The following is a 17705-nucleotide window of genomic DNA, read 5'->3' on the forward strand; positions in this document are numbered from 1 at the left end:
GGGGAGGTCCGTGGTGGCGTATGAACCGTGGCAGGGCGGTAAGCCGGCTCCGGCATGGCCGGCGGCCGGCGGCGTGCCGGTGTCGGGGTCGGGGTCGAGCGCGGCGGTGCCGGGCATGCGCGCCGCGCACACCGATCGCGAGCGGGCGGTGGACGTGCTCAAGGCGGGATTCGCCGAGGGGCGGCTGCCGCAGCACGAGTACGAGCAGCGGGTGGCCCGGGCGTACGCGGCGCAGACCTACGGCGAGCTGGAGATGCTCGTCTCCGACCTCCCGCAGGGGCCGATGACGCCGCTGGCGCCGGCGCCGGTGATGCAGCAGCGGCCGGCGGTCCCGCCGACGTTCATGGCGCAGCCAGTGGTCCCGACGAACGGGACCTCCACCGCGGCGCTGGTCTGCGGTGTGCTGATGCCCTTCACCTGGGGGGCGACGGCCATCCCCGCGGTGATCATGGGCCACAAGGCGCGCGCGGAGATCCGGCGTACCGGCGAGCGCGGCGACGGGCAGGCGCTGGCCGGCCTGATCCTGGGGTACCTCGGCATCGCCGGGTGGGGACTGTTCCTGCTGCTGATGATGGTGGCCGTCGTGGTCAACTGACGGCGGGCCGGCGGGCCGGCGGGCGGTGGCCGGCCCGGCCGCGGGCGGTCCGCCGGTGGTTCGCCGGTGGTCCGCCGGCGGCCGCGGCGAGGCCGGAGCACGGCCGGGCTGGTGACGGCCGGTCTGGTGACGGCCGGGCCGTGCCGTCCGGCCCGGTGGGGCGTCCCGATCCGGCCGCGCCGTCCGACCGGCGGGGCGCTGACCCGGCTGTGCTGTCCGCCCCGGCCGGGTCGTCCGTTCCGGTCGTGCGGTCCGTCGGTTCAGCGTGCGGCCAGGTCCCAGGTGGTGATGACCGCCGAGGCGACCGCGGCGAGGGTGGCGATGCTGGCCATCGGCCACCTGGTGCGTTCCAGGGAGTCCAGGCGGGCCTCGTGGTCGGCGAGTTGCTTGTCGGTCTGGTCGCCGCGCTGCACCAGGAGGGCCAGCGAGCCGTCGACCCGGATGAACCCGGCCTCGACCGTGCCGCGCAGGCGTTCCAGTTCCAGCGCGACGGCGGCGGGGTCGCGCAGCCCGGAGTCGGTCACGGTCGGCCACCCCCTTCCGTCGTCGGGGACGGGGTCCGGTCCGCGGTGCGCAGCCAGGCCGGGAGCAGGGCCTGGACGGCGGGCAGTGCCATCAGCCGCGTCAGGGTCGCCGACACCGCGAGGGCGCCGCAGACCCAGGGCAGGGAGCGCGGGACGGAGCCGGCGTCCACCAGGGCGGGCAGGGCGGTCAGGACGCCGACGGCGCTCTGCAGCACGGTGCGCAGGACGCGGCGGGTGTTCTCGGTCATGTGGTCGGGCCTTTCGACGCGGTGCGGGTCGAGCGGTGGTGCCTCCCGCAACGTCCCGCCCCGGCCTTCCGAGGGGGAACGCCGGACGGGGGTCGCGCCGGAGCGGGGTGCGGGCGGCGGCTGCGGGCTTCAGGAGGTGCGGGGCACCTTCAGGGCGTCCCAGGAGGTGCGGCCGGGCCAGCCGTCGGCGTCGGCGCCCGAGAAGCCGAGCTTGCGCTGCCAGGCGGCGTAGGAGTTGCGGTCGGCGTCGGTCCACTGGGGGCCGGGGCCCTCGGTGTACCGGGAGCAGCCCTCGGCGACCAGCCGCCGCCCCATGGCGGTGACGACGGCCGAGCGGGGCCGCCGGGTGAAGAACGCCGCGCCGGGGAACGGTTCGTGGGACGCTGCGGGGGACGGGGTGCCGGCAGCGGGTCCCTTCGGGCCGGCGGCCAGCAGGGCGGCGACCCGGTTGCGGAGCGAGGCCATGGTGAAGCCGACCGGGTCGATCTTGGTGTCGGTCCACTCCTTGTGGCCGATGACGGAGGCGGCGTGCCAGCCGTGGGCGCGGCAGAGCGCGGCGGCGGTGCGGGCGATCGCGTCGAGCTGGGCCTCGGGCCAGGGGTCGCGGCCGTCGCCGAGGTTGACGCACTCGAAGCCGTAGAAGTGGACGTTGCCGTCGGTGTTGTTCTCACCCGGCGCGGGCAGTGCCCGCTCGGCGACGACGGCGGCCAGGACGTCGTCGTCGCCGAGACCGGCGTGGTTGGCGCGCCCGGAGCCGACGAGGTGGACGGTGCCCGACTTGTCGATGACGCCGTGGCACAGCGGGCCGGGCAGGTCGGAGCGTCCGTCGTAGCAGAGGGCGACGGAGGAGTCGGTGCCGGAGGTGACGGTGTGGTGGATCATGACGCCGTTGACGGGGCCCCAGGCGCCCCTGGTGTTGCGGTTGTGGGTGCGCCAGCTGCGGTACTCGGCGGTGCGCACCCCTTCCGCGTGGAGGGCGGCCAGCAGTGCGTCGGCGGTCAGGGGTGTGGCCATGGTGCTCCTCGGGGGTGAGGCGGGGACGGGGCGGGCTCCGGGTGGCCCCGCCCGCCCGGTTCGACGCGGGGCGGGCGGGGCTCAGGCGAGGGCCGGGGCGGGGCAGGTCAGGAGACGGCGGCCCAGACGGCGTTGGCGTCGGCGACGACCGTGGAGGGTGTGAAGTTCCCGGGCAGTGCGGTCAGTCCGGTGGTGGCGAGCCGGCAGTGGCGGACGAAGTTGCCGGGCATGCGGGCGGCGCCGCCCGGGTTGTCGCCCATGCTGGCGCCCACCATGAACGCCGGCCCGTTGGTCTTCACCGACGGGCCGTTCACCAGGAGCGCCACCCAGTACCTGCCGGCCTTGGCGTTGTAGGCGGTGGTCAGGGGGAGGACGGCGGTGGTGCCCTCGGTCGCCTTCAGGCTGGTGAGGGAGGCCGTGGTGCCGACGAGGGCGCCGGAGCCGGTGTACAGGCCGGCGTAGGAGTTGGCGGTCAGGGTGCCGCCGACGTAGCCGGGGACGTAGAACACCACGTTGCTGATCTTGGCGTCCGAGGTCAGCACCACGCCGCTGAGGTACACCGTGCCGTTGAGGCAGTACTGGACGGCGGAGGCGGACGAGGCGGCCGGGTCGAAGGCCCAGGACAGGAAGCCCAGGTCGCCAGGGCTCCAGGAGCCGACGCCGGCCACCCGGTCCACGTAGGAGCGGCGGGCGAGCTGGTCGGCGCCCGTGGGGTCGGCGGCGGCGCTGGGCGGGGTGGCGAAGGACTTGGCGCCGGCCACCGTCTGGTCGCCGGTGAGGAGCACCGCGGTCCCGGCGTCGACCGCCTGGACGTCTGCCGCGGTCAGCGCCACCGCCCCGGTCCGCCCGTTGACGCTGGTGACCGGGACGCCGTCCACCGGCAGGTAGCGGGCGTCGCCCGCGGCGGGGGTGAGGGCGCCCAGGTCGGCGGCGGTGAGCACCACCTTGCCGCTCTGTCCGTTGACGGAGGAGACGCCCCCGCCGGTGCCGGCCGGCAGCTGGGAGGCGGGCACCAGGCCGTCGGGTCCGAGTGCGGCCACCCCGCCCGGCGCGCTGACGTCGGTGGTGGCGACGGCCCCCAGGTCGCCGGCGGTCAGGACCACGTCGGTCTCCGAGCGGCCGTTGACGGAACGCACCGGTCCGGGCGGGCCCTGCGGGCCGGGTTCGCCTGCGGGGCCGGCGGGCCCGGGCACCGAGACGTACTGGGGGGTGCCGGGGTCGGCCGGGGCGATGTCCGCCAGGTCGATCTGCGGCACCGCGGCGGCCAGTGCGATCTGGTACGTGCGGGGCCGGGCCGTGCCGGCGAGGCGTTCGGTGACGGTGTACGTCCATCCGGCCGGGTTCCAGCCGTCGGCGTCGGTGGCGGGCAGCTCCACCTCCAGCCGGCCCTCGGCGTCGAGGGGTACCGCGGTCGGTCCGCCGACGAACAGGTCCGCGGCGGAGTGGGTGAGCAGGGAGGGCGGCTGGAACACCACCTGGCCGGCGAGCGGGGATCCGTCGAGGGCCAGGTAGTGGGCGGTGACCCGCACGGTGGGGATGGATTCGGGCAGCACGGAAGGTCTCCTTGAGGGGGGAGGGGAGCAGGGTGGTGTGGGGAGATGAGGGGGCCGGGTGACCTGGGGGCCGGGCGGGGAGCGGGCGGCGCGGAGGTGGGCCCGGTGCGGGTTGCCCCGGGCGGGGCCGGGGCGCGGGCGGGCCGTCGTCCCGGCCGCGCCCGCGGGGCCGGGTGCCTCGAAGGGGCCTGGGTTCCCGCTGGGCCGGGGTTGCCGAGGGGCGCCTTCGAGGCTGGGTGCGCTCGCGCTGAGGGCCCGTCCTCAGCGCGCGTCGGTACGCCTCGGACCCTTGTCGGCACGCCCGCGTCCGCCGCCCGCGCCCTTCAGCAGGCGTCCTCAGGACTGGACGCCGTACAGCGCCAGCGGCTGGCAGGCCACGGTGTCACCGCTTCGGGCGACCTTCGCCTGGACCTCGAAGGTGACCGGGTCGCCGAAGTCGGCGGCGAGCGCCTCGGTGAGGGTCAGCCCGGCGCCGGGCCCGCCCTCCGGGCCGAGGGGGACGCCGTCGACCAGCAGTCGCACCGAGCTGTCCGCGCTGCCGGAGACCGCCACCCGGCAGTACACCTTCGGGTGCTGGACGAAGCCGGGCCCCGAGTACAGCGTGGTCCAGTCGGTGGCGCCGGTGGACCGCCAGGCGGCCGGGTCGGCGGGTGCGGGCAGCGGGTAGGGGACGTAGGGCCGGGCCAGTCCGCGCCGGGTGGAGTCGGTGGCGAAGACGATGTTGCCCCGGTGGTCGTAGACCCGCAGCGGCTGCACCGGCAGGCCCTCGGGGTACTCGGTGCTGACCGCCAGGGCCAGCGACCCGTCGTCCCGGCGCAGTTGCAGGCCCTGTTGCGTCTGCGTGGGGCTGCGGTCGGGGAGGATGCGGCCGACGAGCAGCAGGTCCTCCCCGTCGGAGGTGCGCACCCGCAGCCGGCCGCCGTCGCCGACGACGACGTCACCGTCGTTGACCTGGTTCATCGGCGGGCTGCTGTTGGCACTGCCCATCAGGTCCCGGATGCGGCGCTCGATGTCGCGGATGCGGTCCAGGAGGTCGGTCGGGATGGTCGCCACGGCGTCACAGCCCTTCCAGGTAGAGGGTGGCCGTCTCGGCCTTGGTGCGCTGCGGGGGCTCCACGGCCAGCCCGACGATGCGGTACTGCCGGTCCTGCGCGTCCTGGTGCCACAGGTCGCGCAGGCGCAGCCGGATGCGGGCGCCGAGCAGCGCCGGGGTGATGCTTCCGTCCAGCCGCACGGTGACCTCGGGGATCATCTCCGGTTCCCGCTGCCGGGCCAGCTGGGCCTGGGCCAGCGAGGACAGCGTCCCGGTGTCCGTGACGCCGCTGTGGTCGGAGGAGGACTCCAGGCGTGGCCAGCCGTCGGCCAGGTCCTGGGGGGCCTCGGCGCTGACGGTCAGCGGCTGCGACTCCTGGGACTGGTCGGTGTTGGGTGAGTCGCCGCGGGCGATCCAGACGTTGGCCTGCACGGTGGAGTCGGTCGGCAGGTTGTAGGTGAGGACCTGGCCGGGGTGGTCGACGACGATCTCGGCGGCACCGGTCTCGATGACCGGGTGCCCGAGCTGGAGCCGCTTGGCGCGCCGCCCCTCGGCGTCCCGGTAGCAGTGCACGCGCCACTCGAAGCCGTCGTCGAGCTGCGCGAGCTGGTCCAGCAGCTCCCGCACCCGGGCCAGCGCCGAGTAGGCGTAGGAGTAGTCGCGGTGCACTCCGGACACCTCGTGGCCCAGCCGGATGCCGATGTCGCCGCCGGGCTGCTCCTGGGCGTGGGCCACCAGCAGCCGCGCGAGGTCGAACTGGTCCACGGCGGTGCCCGACAGGCTCGTCGCCAGCACCCGGTGGTCCAGGTAGGAGTCGAAGGTCCCGGCCTGGAACTGGACCTGCACGCGCCCGCGTTCGTCACAGGCCGGGGAGACGGTCCACAGCAGGCCGCCCCACCAGATGTCGCCGCCCCGCTCCAGCCACACCGCGGTGCGGCCGGGGACGAGGACGGCGCGTGCCCGGCGGGCCAGGGCGGCGTCGGGCAGCGGGACGGTGGCCGACAGCGAGCCCGACTTGCCGATGTAGTCGTCGAACTTGGTGTCGGTGAGCGGCAGCACGTCGAGGACCTGGTCGGTGCGCAGGTCGCAGAAGACCGCCCGGTAGACGGGGGTGAGGGGGCCGTCGGCGGCCCGGGGGGAGGGAGTCAAGGCGTCCGCCTCACAGGGCCGGGTCGACGCGGATGAACCGGTTGTCGAACCAGTGCTTGTTGCTGGACCCCTTGGGTGCGCCGACCTGGTAGGCGGACACGGCGGAGTAGGTCGCACCGGGCTGCAGCCCCGTCACGCGGAAGACGGTGCTGACCGAGGAGTTGAGGCCGGCGGCACCGGTCTGCGTCGCCGAGCGCTGCTCGTCGGCGCCCCAGCCGGGCACCAGCACGCCGTCCTTGCGGATGTTGGCCGACATCCGGCCCCAGCCGCCGGTCAGCGAGGGCGAGCCCTGGAAGCCGAGGGTCACCAGCACCACGCCGGAGACGGGGGCGGTGAAGGTCGTGGTCACCGTGGGCCCGGTGGTGTCGGTGACGGCCTCCGTCCAGGCGGTGGCGGTGCAGGAGCCGCCGTCGTTGTTGTAGGCGAAGGCCGGGCCCGGCACCGCAGGCTGCCACACCGCGCCGTCCCAGCGCTGGAGCCGGCCGCCCTCGTCGCGGTACTGGCCGACGTAGCCGCCGGTGGCGAGCGCGCCGGACGGGGCGATGCCGCCCAGTTGCCGCGGGTAGCCCGTCCAGCCGCCGCCGTCCCAGCGCTGCAGCTGGCTGCCGGCGTCCCGGTACTGCCCGGGGTAGGCGCCGGGCTCGGCGGTGGAGCCGTACAGCGGGAGGATGCCGCCCACGGCCACGGTGGTGGTGCGCAGGTTGGCCACGCCCGAGGCCCAGTCGACGCCGCCGGTGCCGACGGACGCGCCGGCCGGTACGGTCACCGCGGCCAGCGGCAGCGCGGCGGGGGGCGTCGGCGGGGTCTGCGGGGTGCCGGCCGGGGTGCCCTGGACGACCTCCAGGACGGCCTCGGTGCGCCCGGAGCTGTCGAACTGGGCGTCGTAGACCCGCAGGACGACCAGGTCGGTGCGGGGGTTGTTCGGGTCGCCGTCGGCGAGGGTGACGGTGGTGTAGTCGGTGAGGACGACCGGGTACGCCCCGGCCGCCTCTCCGCCCTGCACCACGGCACGGCCCGGGGCCACGGTGGCCGTCATGCCGGCGGTGGTGGAGAAGACGTAGAACGCCGACATCAGGGACCGGCCGTCGGGCGAGCCCGGCACGATGCCGCTGCGGGTGGCGAGACCGCCGGTGGGCGTCATGGTGCCGGTGGGGGCCAGGCGGGTGTCGGTGCGGGACTGGCCGGACTCGGTGTCGGTGCGGTTGACGAGCCATGCGCTGCGCACGGGCATCGGTTACCTCCGAAGGGCTGGGCGTGGGTGCGGGACGGGGCGGGCGTGGAGCTCCGGTGCCGTCACCAGTGGGCGTCGCGCCACCGGACGGTCACCGAGGCGGCTGCGGCGGGGGTGGTGTCCTCGGAGCGGAACGCCAGCGCGGTGGTGCCCGGCTCCAGCTGGAAGAGCTGCTCCGGGGACGAGTCCGGGGTGGCGGTGTACAGGCGGGAGGCGGTGCCGTTGAGCAGGACCGTCCCGGCCTCGGTGTCGACGGTGAGGACGTCGCCGTCGCCGAGGGCCAGGTCGTACTGGAGCTGCCGGCCGTCGCTCAGGCGGGTCAGGCAGGGGCGCTGCACCGGGCCGCGGAACTCCACGACGGGCCGGGCGGCGGCCCCGCCGCCGTTGGTGACGTCCAGGGTGCCGGCGGCCCCCTCCACGCCCCACTCCAGCGGCCAGGACAGCCCGGTGCCCCTCGCGTCCTCCCACAGCAGTCCGGACTCCGGAAGCGGCAGCCCGGTGGCCGCCTCGCGCAGGGTGGTGCCGTAGCGGCGCGGGTCGGTCGCCGTCCACTGGAGGCTGACCTTGGCGAACCCCTGGAGGGCGTAGGTGCGGTCCTGCGGGACGACGCGGCGGCTGACCCGCGCCCGGACGGCCAGGGTCTCGCCCAGCAGCCGCACGGCCAGCCAGTGCTCGGCGCCGTCGGGCCCGGTCGCGGCGCGGAACGCGGCGGCGGTGGCCTGCGGGTCGCTGCCGGCGGGCGGGGCGAGCCACACGGTGGCGCCGACCAGGCGGGGCTGGGCCCAGCGGTCGCCGGGCCAGGAGCCGTGCTGGTCGGGGCGGGGCACGTCGCCCAGGTCCAGCTCGGGCAGGTCCTCCCAGCCGGTGATGCCGGAACGGTCGACGGGGTAGGGGGTGCCGGTGCCCATCAGCAGGCCGGCCCACTGGATCTGCCCGTCGCGGGTGATCAGTGAGCCGGGGGCCGAGTCGTCGGTCGGTGTCGGGGCGGTATCGGCCATGGCGGGCCGTCACCTCGCTTTCGGGCGGGGGTGGACCGGAGTCGCCTCCGGGCATGGCAGAGCCGCCCGCGGGCAGGGCGGCGGGCCCGCAGAGGAGCGGGAGGCGGCGCGCGGGCGCGGGCGGGTGGTGCTCAGGCGGCGGCGCGGCGCAGGAAGCGCAGGTCCTCGGCGATGGTCAGCGGGCTGCTGCCGGACCGCTCGCGGTAGACGCGGACGCCCGGGCGGCCGGCGGACGCGGTGGGTCCGAAGGCGCCGGCGGGGCCGGTGGTCGGGGGCAGATGGCGGGCGAGGGCGGTGAGCGGGGCGACGGAGGCGGCGCCCGGGGTGGCGGGTGGCAGCACCACACCGCCCTGGGCGAGCTGCGGGATCTTCGACAGGTGGACGCCGAACTTCTTGCCGAAGAAGGAGAAGCTGAGGTGGTTCAGGCCGTCGATGACCCCGTTGCCGAAGGCGATGAGGCCCTTGACCGGGCCGGTGATGACCCCGAGCACCGTCTGGATGCCGGTGCCCAGGAACGAGCCGATGCCGCGCAGGGTGCGGGTCAGGGCGTCCCGGACCCGGGTGAAGGCGCCGGGCAGCTTCCCGGTCAGCCAGTTCATGACGGGCTGGATGACGCCGCGCAGCCCGTTCCAGGCGCCCCGCACGATGCCGGTGAGGGCCCGGACCGCGCCGGAGACCGCGCTGCTCGCGCCCTGGAAGCCCTTGGTGAGGGCGGCGCCGACGCCCTTCAGCACCGTCTGGGTGACTGTGCGGACCGCTGTGAAGACCTCCCCCACGGTGCGTCCGAAGCTCTCGATCAGCGGGAGCGCGAACTTCGCCACCGCCTCGAAACCGGCCAGGGCGGCGGCGAAGACCTCCTGGATGATGCGCTGCCCGGTCTGCGAGTTGACCGCGTAGTCCACGATCAGGCCGACGACGGGGACGATCAGCCCCAGGACGAAGCCGAGCGGGTTGGCGCGCATGGCGGTGTTGACGCCGGTCATGGCGATCGAGGCGACCGTCATCGCCGCGCCGAACACCGTCATGGCTTTGCTGAGCTGCGGGACGTTCTTGCCGAGCAGTCCGGTGACGGAGTCCAGCAGTCCGGCGCCGGCCAGCAGGGAGCCCAGGACACCGAGCGGGCCGCGGATGCGTCCCGCCCCGGCGCGCAGCCGGGTGGCGGCGGAGCCGCCCGAGGTGCCGGCGCGGCGCAGTCCGGCGGCGGCCCGGGTGGCGGGGGACTGCACGCCGCGCAGGGCGGTGGCCGCGGGGGTGGCGGAGGCCCGTATCCGGTCCGCCGCGCCGGCGGCCCGGCGCACCTGGTCGGTCAGGCGCCCGACGGCGGCGCCGGCTGCGGAGGCCCGGCCGGTGAGGGCGCGCAGCGGACCGTCCACCCCGGCGAGCGGGTCGCGTGGAGCTGCCGGGCTCATCCGCGGGCCTTGGCCAGGAACAGCAGGGCGGTGGCGGTGTCGCGCAGGTCGCTGGTGGGGGCCTCGTAGTACTGCTCGATGTAGAAACCCCCGTCGGAGGCGGCGGCACCGGGGCCGACCTGGCCGACGCGGGTGGTGTGCCCCAGCAGCCGGCTCAGCTTGGACAGCGGCAGGACGGCCTCCGCCTCGCCGGCCTCGGCGACGATGGCGTGCACCCCGCCGTTGCGGGGCTGGACGATGCCGCCCTCGGCGAGGCGCGGGATGGTGGGCAGGTGGATGCCGAAGGACTTGCCGCCCACCAGCGGGACCCAGCCCGGCACCGAGACGCGGATGCCGTTGAGCTTGCCGATCGCCGAGTTGATCAGCCCGATGACGGCGTTGATCGGTCCGCTGACCGCACCTTTGATGGCGCCGAAGGCGTTGCTCGCGATCGACTTCAGACCGTTCCAGGCGCTGGAGAGCTTGCTCTTGACCGCGCTGAACGCCTGCGGCACCACGTTCCTGATCCAGCTGACCACCGGCGAGATCACGGCCTTCACGCCGTTCCACACCGAGGTGACGACCTTCTTCACGGCGTTCATGGCCGTGGTGATGACCGTCTTCCAGATCGTGAAGTAGGTCTTGATCACGGTGGCAACGGCCTTCACCACCGTGGTCACCGCGGAACGGATGCCGTTCCAGACCGTCTTCATCAGGGTGCCGGCCGACTTCATGACCGGGCCGACGGCCTTCATGACCGCGCTGATGACCTTCTTGATGGCGTCGAAGGCGGTCTTGAGGACCTTCTGCATGGTCTTGGACTGCGTCGCCATGTCGACGACCTTGGCGATGAGCGGCGCCAGGAGGCCGAGGAGGACGCCGATGAGGTTGCCCTTCATCGACTTGTTGAGCCCCTTCATGCCCTTGTCCGCCTTGTCGGCACCGGACTTGAACTTCCCGATGCCGGTGCCGGCGCTCTGGCCGCTCTTACCGGCCCTGGTGAGGGACTTCTCGGCCTTGTCGGCGGAGGACTGGAGGGACTTGAGCTCCTTTCCGGAGGACTGGGCGGAGGACTTGAGCTTCTTCAGGCCGGTGTCGGCGGTCCGAGCGCCGTCTGCCATTTTTTTTGCGGACGTGCCACCGGTGGCCGCCACCTTTCGGAAATCCTGGAGAGCGGCGGTTGCCTTTCTCATGGAACTGACCAGGGACATGTTTCTCACCTTCGACTTGGTCAGGCAGAGGAAACTGCCGGCTGGGGCGGCCGGTGCATTCGGGGCCGGGGTGCGCCGGTTGAGTTCGTCGATCGCTTGCTTCAGGGAGATGACGGTCGACTGGGCTTCCGCGAGCAGCTACCGGTTCGAGAAACCCCGGGATCTGTCATCCGCGTTTTTCCATACATGTCGTCACTGGAGCGTTTTGTCGCGCAAATGCGTTCTGCTCCCAGTGCTACACTCCGACTGATTCATCGGGGGAGGGCTGTGGAGAGTCTTTTTCTGGTTTCGGGATCCCTGCTGTTGGTGGTCTCTTTCGTGCTCCTGTTGTTCGCCCTGATCACCATCGGCACTTACCTGGATGCCCGCCGTTTCAGCAGGCATGGTGCGAGGGCTGTCGGTGTCTGCACCGGCCACGGAGTCCCCGATAACGGCCAGGTGCGCGTCGAGTGGACGTTTCCACTACCTGACGGCGGTTCAGAGCGGCTGATCGCGATGTACAAGTGGAACGTGCCACCGCTGGGAACCACGCATGGCGTCGTCTACGACCGTCGACGCCCGCGGCATGCCACGCTCGCCGGCGAAGGGGCGACCGACTTCACGCAGTGGAAGAAGAAGATGCCGATGCCGTTCGCGCTGGGGCTGGGAACCCTCGTGGCGGCGATCGTGCTGCTCGTACTCGGTGCCGAGTGGGGCCCGTTGAGCTGACCACGCCGAGTTCCGGGCGCTCGGTGCCGGACCGGGCGCTCTCTGGGCTCCGCTCAGGTGGCGGCAAGGGCGGGAGAGGGCCTGCCACCGGCGAAAACGCGTGCTCGGAAGGGGTGGGTTCATCCGTGGTCAGACATCAGCCCGAGGAGGCGCCGACCGTCGTGCCGCCGGGTGGAATGCGGGTGCTCCTCGTTGCTGCTCTCTCCGATTCCGGCGTTTTCGAGGCGGAACGCAAGGAGTCGTTGGCGGGGTGGGTACGGGCGGCGCTGGATGTCGCCGAGCGGCTTTCTGCGGCGGGGGCCGTGGAGGTGCTCCTCTACGGAGCCGGGCGGCGAAGCCTGGACACGGTGGTCGTATGGTCCGTGGTGACGCGGGCGTCCCTGGCGGAGTGGGTGCGGGACTGGGCGTCGAGCCCCAACCAGGCAGGCGGTGTGTTGCGGGCGCCGCAGCCGCGGAACGCAGTCGAGAAGGCGTTTGACACCCGGGCGTTCGACAGGGGCGGGCACGCGCCGGTCGCTGTAGGTGCGGTCCTGGACGAGGTGGCCGATGAGGAACGCCCCACCCTGGTTCTGTTCCGCCTGGCCGAAAGCTCGCGCAACCGCCAGGTCGTGCGGGAGATCGCGCGGGCCGACAACAAGAAGATCTTCTGGCGGTTCTTCGCGTACTACGAGAGCGTCGACCACTCGATGTGGGACGACGAGGGACTGACGCGGGGCCGGCTGCTCCCGAACGTGCGCATGTACTGGGGAGGTGCCGTGCAACCCCGCCGATCCGTACGGGCCTTTACGCGTTGGTGCAGCTCGTGAGCGGTGCCCGGCCCCCCTCGTGCTCACGGCCCGGTGCCGACCGGGGTCGACCAGGGGGTGCAGGTGACCCGGGCCGCTGCCTGTGCGCGTGTCCATGAGAGATGGAGGGAGAGGGGGGATCATGCCCTACTTGCTGCTGTTGCCCGCGTGCGCGCTGGTCGGCTACGGGCTGGTGCTGCTCGTGTCGGACGTGCGGGGGCGGGCACGGCAGGTGCGGGCCACCGCCGTATGCCGGAGCTGCTCCCCCGGCCTTCTGCCGGGTGAGGTGGTCTACGCACTGGCGCCGCTGGTGCATGAGGGACGTGCACTGTACGGCGAGCTGCGGGGACGGCGGTTGGGGGTACGGGTGGGGGAGCCCGTCGAGGTCGTCTTCGACCCGCTGTGGCCGAGACGGATGTACCCAGCGGGACGCGTCCCGGCCCTGCCCAGGCTTCCTGTCGTCCTGCTGTACGGGGGCGCGGGTATCGCGCTTGCCTGCGGGGCGCTGCTGAGCTGAGCCCCAGCGGGTGCACAGGTTTCGGTGGTGACTCTCCCGTCGGAACAGCGAGGGCGGGTCAGGGTTGGCCGGCCGTGGCACCGGCACCGGCTGACACGGAGCCCCCCACTTCCCGTCGGCATCCGGACGTTTCGCAAGGGAAGCCGCCGGCACGTTCCGGAGCGACGGACCTTCTCGGACGACAGGTCACGACAGTTCGGCGCTCAGGTGGGAGACGTGTTGTTCGATCCTTGCCAGGGCGCTGCTCGTCTCGGTTGCGGCACTGCGCATCTCGCGGCTGAACTGCTCGGCGGAAGTCCGTACCTGCGCGAACGTGGTGTTGAGGGTGCGGATAGTGCGCTGAACCGCCTTGACAGAAGTTCTGGTGGCCTTGATGTCTTTCTGGAGGTTCGCATTGGTGACTTCTTCGGGTAGGTCGACGACCTTGGGAAGCACGCCACTCTTCGTCGTGCCGATCTTTTTCTTGAAGCGTGCCAGAATCGCGTTGGGGATCGCGTCCAGGTGTATGAGCTTCAGGCCCAGGGTGCCGATCATCGCTGAAAGAGCTATCGTGACCGGTCCCAGCCCGCCGGACACCTCCTTCAGCTTGTCGGTGACGTCCTTGATTCCGGCAAGGGTGGCCGCTCCATCCGTCCATCCCGGAGTTTTCTCTGGTTCCTTCTTTTCTTTTCCGGGTGTTCCCTTGCCTGCCCCTCCCAGTGCCTGCCGTACGAAACTCTCGGTCGCCAGCTTTGTCGAGCCGGCACCCGGTATCGCATCACGGATGCCCTTCAGCTCTTCCATGATGTCGTTTTTCTGGCTGCTGCTTTCGGTACCCATGGCGGCCCTTTCGGAGGTATGGTGTGCTGCTACTCGATTCGGGAGGGGTTCATGCCAGATTTCTCTGTGGTGCTCGACTGGGCCGTGGGGGTCTTCTTCGTCGTGTCCGTATGGCTCGGCCCGTCGTACGTCAGGCAGCGGGCGCTGCGTGAAAAGGGGGTCAGGGTGCTGGGGTGGGTCGTTTCCCGGTGGCGAACCTCGGAGAACTTCAAGACGTACCAGGTGAAGTTCCGCACGGGAGAGGGCGAGGAAGTGCGTTTCAAGACGCTCGGGACAGAAGCGGAGTATGTGGTCGACACCTCATTGCCCGTGGTCTACGACTCGCGTCACCCGAAGCGGGCCATGCTGGAGGTGCACCTCAACGAGGGGAAGTTCTCCCGAGCCGTGTTGTGGACCGCCGTGCCGCTTCTCGTGCTCTGCGGTGTGGGGCGGATCGCCCTGTTGTTCACAGGCTGAACGGGTGCGGGTGAACGTCCGGGGCCGCGGGCCCGTCCGCGGCAGCGAGGCGGCGCCCACGCCGTCGCGTCCCGGGCGGACCGTCGTCCTGCTGTACGGGGGTGGTCACGGGGCGATGGCGCGGGGGTACGGGTGGTCGAGCTGACCTGGTGGCCGCGCGGGAGCTGTGTGCTGGACCGGCGACGGCAGCTCCACGGTTCGCGGCGGTGACGGGCCGCGTCGGCGAGGGCAGGGTGCCGGCCGGGGGGTGGGCCGGCGGACGGAGAGCCGGCCCGCGCGGCGGCGGCCGGGGTCGGGAGCTGGAGCCCCGTCCGGCCGCCGCCCGCGGCTCACCCGAAGAACCGCATCAGCTCCCCGGCGGTGGGCCGCCCGGTCGGGGCGTCGCCGGAGGCGGGCGAGGGGGCGCGCTCCTGATCCGCACCGAACCCGTCCGGACGTGGCTCGCCCGGACGCGGCACCGGCACCGGCTGCTCCGGCGGTTCGGACTCCCCGTCGCCGTTGACGACGGAGAACATCCAGTTGGCGGCGGCGAGATGGTCCACCACCGCGGCCAGCAGGTAGTCGCTCACTCCCCACTCCACCGCCTCGCCATCGGTCTCGCGCAGGGTCGCGCTGTCCCGTGGCAGGTGTTTGACGAGCACCGCGAGCCGGCGGGTGGTGAGCCGGCCGCGGTGCCAGTCGAGCAGGTCCAGGCCGTAGTGGCGGAGCAGGTCGGCTTCGAGGGCCTCGGCGTGTTCGTCGACGAACGCGTCGAGGCTCAGTCTTCCCCCAGGCCGAGCCCGGTCTCCCGGCCGTACGCCTCCAGGATCGCGGCGATGTCCTGCATGGTGACGTCGAGCGCGGCGAACCGGGCGAACTGCCGCTTCCCCAGCAGGAGTTCGAGGAGTCCGTCGACGTCGTTGTCGTCCAGGGCGCGCAGTGCCCGGGCGGTGGCGCGGCTCAGCTCGGTCGGCAGCTCGAAGGTCTCCTCGTCGAGGGTGAAGGACCAGGCGCGGCCGAGGGCCTCCATGCGCTGGGCGCGGGCGGCGTTCACGTCGAAGGTGGCCATGGGGACTCCGTTTCGAGATCGGAAGTGGTGCGCTGGGATGGGGCGGGGAGGGCACGGTGCCGGGGCGGACGGGCCGCCCCGGCACCGGGTGGCCGCCGTCGCGCGGGACGGCGGCGGCCGGTGGTCACGCCGTGGCGTACGACGGGTCCTTCATCACGAAGGTCGCCAGCGGCTGGGCGTCGCCGGAGGACAGCGCGGTGAAGGTGACGCCGAGGGAGGCGGCCGACTTGCGGACGAGCTTGATGTCGTCCGAGGCGGTCACCTGGCCGCGCGGGATGACGAAGCGGTAGGTGATGTCCGTCCCGTCGTGGAACTCCAGGCCCAGCGCCCGCTCGTCGAACTGCGGGCCGTCGGGCACCTCGTAGGAGAAGACGCCGCCGCTGCCGTCACCCACCGGCTTGGGCAGGTCGCCGCCCATGAAGAACGGCAGCGTGTCGGCGTTGAACTGCATCATGGCGAACTTCAGCGTCAGGTCCCGGTCGGAGTAGACGAACCGGGCCGGGCTGACCGCCTGCCAGGTCTCGACCGGGTCGATCTTGTCCTTCTTGGAGAAGGTGACGCCGTCGGTGGAGGTGTAGCCGAGGTCCGTCCAGACCTTGGAGTCCCAGTCGGTGGCCGGGTCGGTGAAGGTGGTCGGGGCGATGGCGCCGACGGCGGCGACCAGGATCCGGCCGGTGCCGGCGATGCGGATCTCGTTGGAGTTGTTTCCGGCCATGGGGTGGCCTTCCTTTCGGTGGGTGGTCTCCCTCGCGGGAGGCGCCGCACCCGGGCGGGTACGACGAAGGCCCCCGCCGGGGAGGCGAGGGCCTGGCTCTGGGGCGGGGCGCCGGGAACGCGTCCCGGATCCCGCAGATGTGCGGTGGGGCCGGTCCTGCGCGTCCGGGTCCCGCAGAGGTGCGGTGGGGCCCGCCATTGCGCGTCCGGTGCCCGGGTGGGCCGGGGCGGTGGTCAGCCGTCCGTGCGGACCGAGAGCCGCAGGACGCACACGTACCGGTTGGCCCCCGCGTAGACGTAGTCCGGCAGCCAGCGCGGGCCGTCGGCCTCCACCACGTCGGTGACCGTGGAGGTGCCGAAGCGCGTGCCGATCGCCGCGAGCAGCGTGGCCCGGGCCGCGTTGGCCAGGACGAACGCGTCACTCTTCAGCGGGCCGTAGACCTCCAGCTGGATCAGGGGCTGGTCGACGTGGAGGTCGTCGATCCAGGCGCCGCCCATACGGGAGACCAGGACGGCCCGCTGGGTGCCGTCGAAGCCCACGTCGGGCGCGTCGGCCACGTAGACGTCCGACAGCTCGGGCCGGGTCTTGAGCAGGTCCCGGACGATCGCCTGCACGTCCGGGAACGTCCCGGGCGCGGATGAGGGCATGGGTGGCTCCTTCTCGTCACGGGCCTTCAGGGGCGACGCCCGTGCGCACGGCCCGTACGCACGCCGGACACGAGGACGGCGGAGCCGTGCCGCCCGAGGAGGGTCGGTGGGCACAGCTCCGCCGCTGCATTCATAGTGATCGAAGGATTGCGTGCGCGCAACCAACTGGACGTGCTCCTGCGCCGCGCCGGGGTGGTCGGGTGCGGGCGCCCGTGCGGTGAACTGCGCTAACCTGGCGAAGAAATCGAACGTGAGTTCGCTGCCTGAGTCCGTGGTGGCCACGAAGGGCCCTGCGGGGTGAGGACGGGTGGGGTTTGAGCACGTACAACGCGCGGCGATCGGCCGCCGGTGGTGAACGGCCGTGGTGACCGGGGAGCGGGAGCGGCTGGCGGATGTCGTCGCCGCGGCTCTCCAGGTGGCCGCCGACACGGGGGCGGCCGGGCGGTGCACCGCCGAGGTGCGCCAGACGCTGGCGGCCGTGGTCGGAGAGGTCGGCGCCCGGGTGACGGATGACGCGGAACTGCGCGGCTTCTCCGCCGGCTGGCAGGAGGCGATGGCACTCCGGCCGGCGGAGCCGAGGCCGGCGCCGAAGGAGCACGCGGGCCTCCCGGGCCACGCCGGGGCGGACGGCCGGGTCTTCCCCGGTGGCGGACAGCAGGCAGCGGCGGTGCCCGGTCCCGGAGCGCGGCCTCGGGTGTCCTGAGGGGCGTCCGGCGGCGGGTGCGGAGAGGTGGCCGGCGCGGACGACGACCCGGCGCCAAGGGTCCGGCGCCCGAAGTGCGGGCCCCGGAGTGCGGGTCCCGGCCGGGGCCCGCCGGGGCCGGTGCGGGGACGGGGCGCCCGTGGTGACGGGCCGGCGAGGGCAGGTGTGCGGGAACGGGCCGGAGGGGCTCGGCGGACGGCGGGTGCGTGACGGCCCCGCCGGGCCGGTGGGGGCGAGGGCACCCGCCGCTCACCGCGATGCGGCCTCCGGCGACGAAGAAGGCCGGGGCCGTCACCGCAACCTCGCGGTGACGGCCCCTGCCGCACGGACGCCCAAAGGAGGACGATCTTCACCCACATACTG

Annotated in this window: 21 protein-coding genes; 6 read left to right on the forward strand and 15 right to left on the reverse strand. The window is 73.1% G+C overall.

The window, feature by feature from the left end; all coding sequences use genetic code 11:
• The first annotated feature begins 115 nt into the window (after positions 1-115).
• Positions 116-595, forward strand: a complete 480-nt coding sequence (locus ACFV3R_RS06815; RefSeq protein ID WP_385576677.1) for a DUF1707 and DUF4190 domain-containing protein — start codon at positions 116-118, stop codon at positions 593-595.
• 260 nt (positions 596-855) lie between these two features.
• Here ACFV3R_RS06815 and ACFV3R_RS06820 read toward each other — a convergent pair whose 3' ends face one another.
• The 10 genes from ACFV3R_RS06820 to ACFV3R_RS06865 all read right to left on the reverse strand — a co-directional run bounded on the left by ACFV3R_RS06820 (position 856) and on the right by ACFV3R_RS06865 (position 10944).
• Positions 856-1119, reverse strand: coding sequence for a hypothetical protein (locus ACFV3R_RS06820; RefSeq protein ID WP_385576680.1), 264 nt, complete (start codon positions 1117-1119; stop codon positions 856-858).
• The gene (locus ACFV3R_RS06825; RefSeq protein ID WP_385576683.1) at positions 1116-1367 is read right to left on the reverse strand and encodes a hypothetical protein; all 252 of its coding nucleotides are present in this window, start codon (positions 1365-1367) and stop codon (positions 1116-1118) included. Before ACFV3R_RS06825 ends, ACFV3R_RS06820 begins: the two co-directional genes overlap by 4 nt.
• A 129-nt stretch (positions 1368-1496) precedes the next feature.
• The gene (locus tag ACFV3R_RS06830; RefSeq protein ID WP_385576686.1) at positions 1497-2381 is read right to left on the reverse strand and encodes a peptidoglycan-binding protein; all 885 of its coding nucleotides are present in this window, start codon (positions 2379-2381) and stop codon (positions 1497-1499) included.
• 107 nt (positions 2382-2488) lie between these two features.
• Positions 2489-3934, reverse strand: coding sequence for a phage tail protein (locus ACFV3R_RS06835; protein ID WP_385576689.1), 1446 nt, complete (start codon positions 3932-3934; stop codon positions 2489-2491).
• A gap of 336 nt (positions 3935-4270) precedes the next feature.
• Positions 4271-4987, reverse strand: coding sequence for a hypothetical protein (locus tag ACFV3R_RS06840; protein WP_385576692.1), 717 nt, complete (start codon positions 4985-4987; stop codon positions 4271-4273).
• A 4-nt stretch (positions 4988-4991) separates the two neighbouring features.
• Positions 4992-6116, reverse strand: a complete 1125-nt coding sequence (locus ACFV3R_RS06845; protein WP_385576695.1) for a hypothetical protein — start codon at positions 6114-6116, stop codon at positions 4992-4994.
• Positions 6117-6126: 10 nt separating this feature from the next.
• Positions 6127-7347, reverse strand: a complete 1221-nt coding sequence (locus tag ACFV3R_RS06850; protein WP_385576698.1) for a hypothetical protein — start codon at positions 7345-7347, stop codon at positions 6127-6129.
• 62 nt (positions 7348-7409) lie between these two features.
• Positions 7410-8345 (reverse strand): phage distal tail protein, encoded by a 936-nt coding sequence (locus ACFV3R_RS06855; protein WP_385576701.1) that lies wholly within the window; start codon positions 8343-8345, stop codon positions 7410-7412.
• A gap of 131 nt (positions 8346-8476) precedes the next feature.
• The gene (locus ACFV3R_RS06860) at positions 8477-9754 is read right to left on the reverse strand and encodes a hypothetical protein (RefSeq protein WP_385576704.1); all 1278 of its coding nucleotides are present in this window, start codon (positions 9752-9754) and stop codon (positions 8477-8479) included.
• Positions 9751-10944, reverse strand: coding sequence for a phage tail protein (locus tag ACFV3R_RS06865; protein WP_385576707.1), 1194 nt, complete (start codon positions 10942-10944; stop codon positions 9751-9753). The genes ACFV3R_RS06860 and ACFV3R_RS06865 overlap by 4 nt, the downstream gene beginning before the upstream one ends.
• Positions 10945-11211: 267 nt before the next feature.
• Here ACFV3R_RS06865 and ACFV3R_RS06870 point away from each other — a divergent pair, with 267 nt between their 5' ends.
• The 3 genes from ACFV3R_RS06870 to ACFV3R_RS06880 all read left to right on the forward strand — a co-directional run bounded on the left by ACFV3R_RS06870 (position 11212) and on the right by ACFV3R_RS06880 (position 12954).
• Positions 11212-11652, forward strand: coding sequence for a DUF3592 domain-containing protein (locus tag ACFV3R_RS06870; protein WP_385576710.1), 441 nt, complete (start codon positions 11212-11214; stop codon positions 11650-11652).
• A 125-nt stretch (positions 11653-11777) separates the two neighbouring features.
• Positions 11778-12458, forward strand: coding sequence for a VWA domain-containing protein (locus tag ACFV3R_RS06875; RefSeq protein ID WP_385576713.1), 681 nt, complete (start codon positions 11778-11780; stop codon positions 12456-12458).
• 121 nt (positions 12459-12579) lie between these two features.
• A complete protein-coding gene (locus ACFV3R_RS06880; RefSeq protein ID WP_385576716.1) occupies positions 12580-12954 on the forward strand; it encodes a hypothetical protein in 375 nt (124 codons plus the stop codon).
• A 186-nt stretch (positions 12955-13140) separates the two neighbouring features.
• On the opposite strand, the gene ACFV3R_RS06885 is transcribed toward ACFV3R_RS06880, so the two are convergent.
• Positions 13141-13773 carry a hypothetical protein gene (locus ACFV3R_RS06885; RefSeq protein ID WP_385576718.1) on the reverse strand — a complete coding sequence of 211 codons (633 nt, stop codon included), beginning with the start codon at positions 13771-13773 and terminating at the stop codon, positions 13141-13143.
• 51 nt (positions 13774-13824) lie between these two features.
• Between ACFV3R_RS06885 and ACFV3R_RS06890 the strand changes: the two genes are divergently transcribed.
• Positions 13825-14229, forward strand: a complete 405-nt coding sequence (locus ACFV3R_RS06890; RefSeq protein WP_385576720.1) for a DUF3592 domain-containing protein — start codon at positions 13825-13827, stop codon at positions 14227-14229.
• A gap of 329 nt (positions 14230-14558) precedes the next feature.
• Here ACFV3R_RS06890 and ACFV3R_RS06895 read toward each other — a convergent pair whose 3' ends face one another.
• The 4 genes from ACFV3R_RS06895 to ACFV3R_RS06910 form a co-directional block, all read right to left on the reverse strand.
• A complete protein-coding gene (locus tag ACFV3R_RS06895) occupies positions 14559-14921 on the reverse strand; it encodes a hypothetical protein (RefSeq protein WP_385577480.1) in 363 nt (120 codons plus the stop codon).
• Positions 14922-14986: 65 nt separating this feature from the next.
• A complete protein-coding gene (locus tag ACFV3R_RS06900; protein WP_385576723.1) occupies positions 14987-15277 on the reverse strand; it encodes a hypothetical protein in 291 nt (96 codons plus the stop codon).
• 124 nt (positions 15278-15401) lie between these two features.
• Positions 15402-15992: a phage tail protein gene (locus tag ACFV3R_RS06905; protein ID WP_385576726.1), complete on the reverse strand. Its 591-nt coding sequence runs from the start codon at positions 15990-15992 to the stop codon at positions 15402-15404.
• Between the two features lie 233 nt (positions 15993-16225).
• Positions 16226-16639: a hypothetical protein gene (locus ACFV3R_RS06910; RefSeq protein ID WP_385576729.1), complete on the reverse strand. Its 414-nt coding sequence runs from the start codon at positions 16637-16639 to the stop codon at positions 16226-16228.
• 361 nt (positions 16640-17000) lie between these two features.
• Here ACFV3R_RS06910 and ACFV3R_RS06915 point away from each other — a divergent pair, with 361 nt between their 5' ends.
• Complete coding sequence (locus tag ACFV3R_RS06915; RefSeq protein WP_385576732.1) at positions 17001-17342, forward strand: hypothetical protein; 342 nt, start codon at positions 17001-17003, stop codon at positions 17340-17342.
• Positions 17343-17705: the final 363 nt, after the last annotated feature.

This window comes from Streptomyces sp. NPDC059740 (assembly GCF_042733155.1).
Classification (GTDB): Bacteria; Actinomycetota; Actinomycetes; order Streptomycetales; family Streptomycetaceae; genus Streptomyces.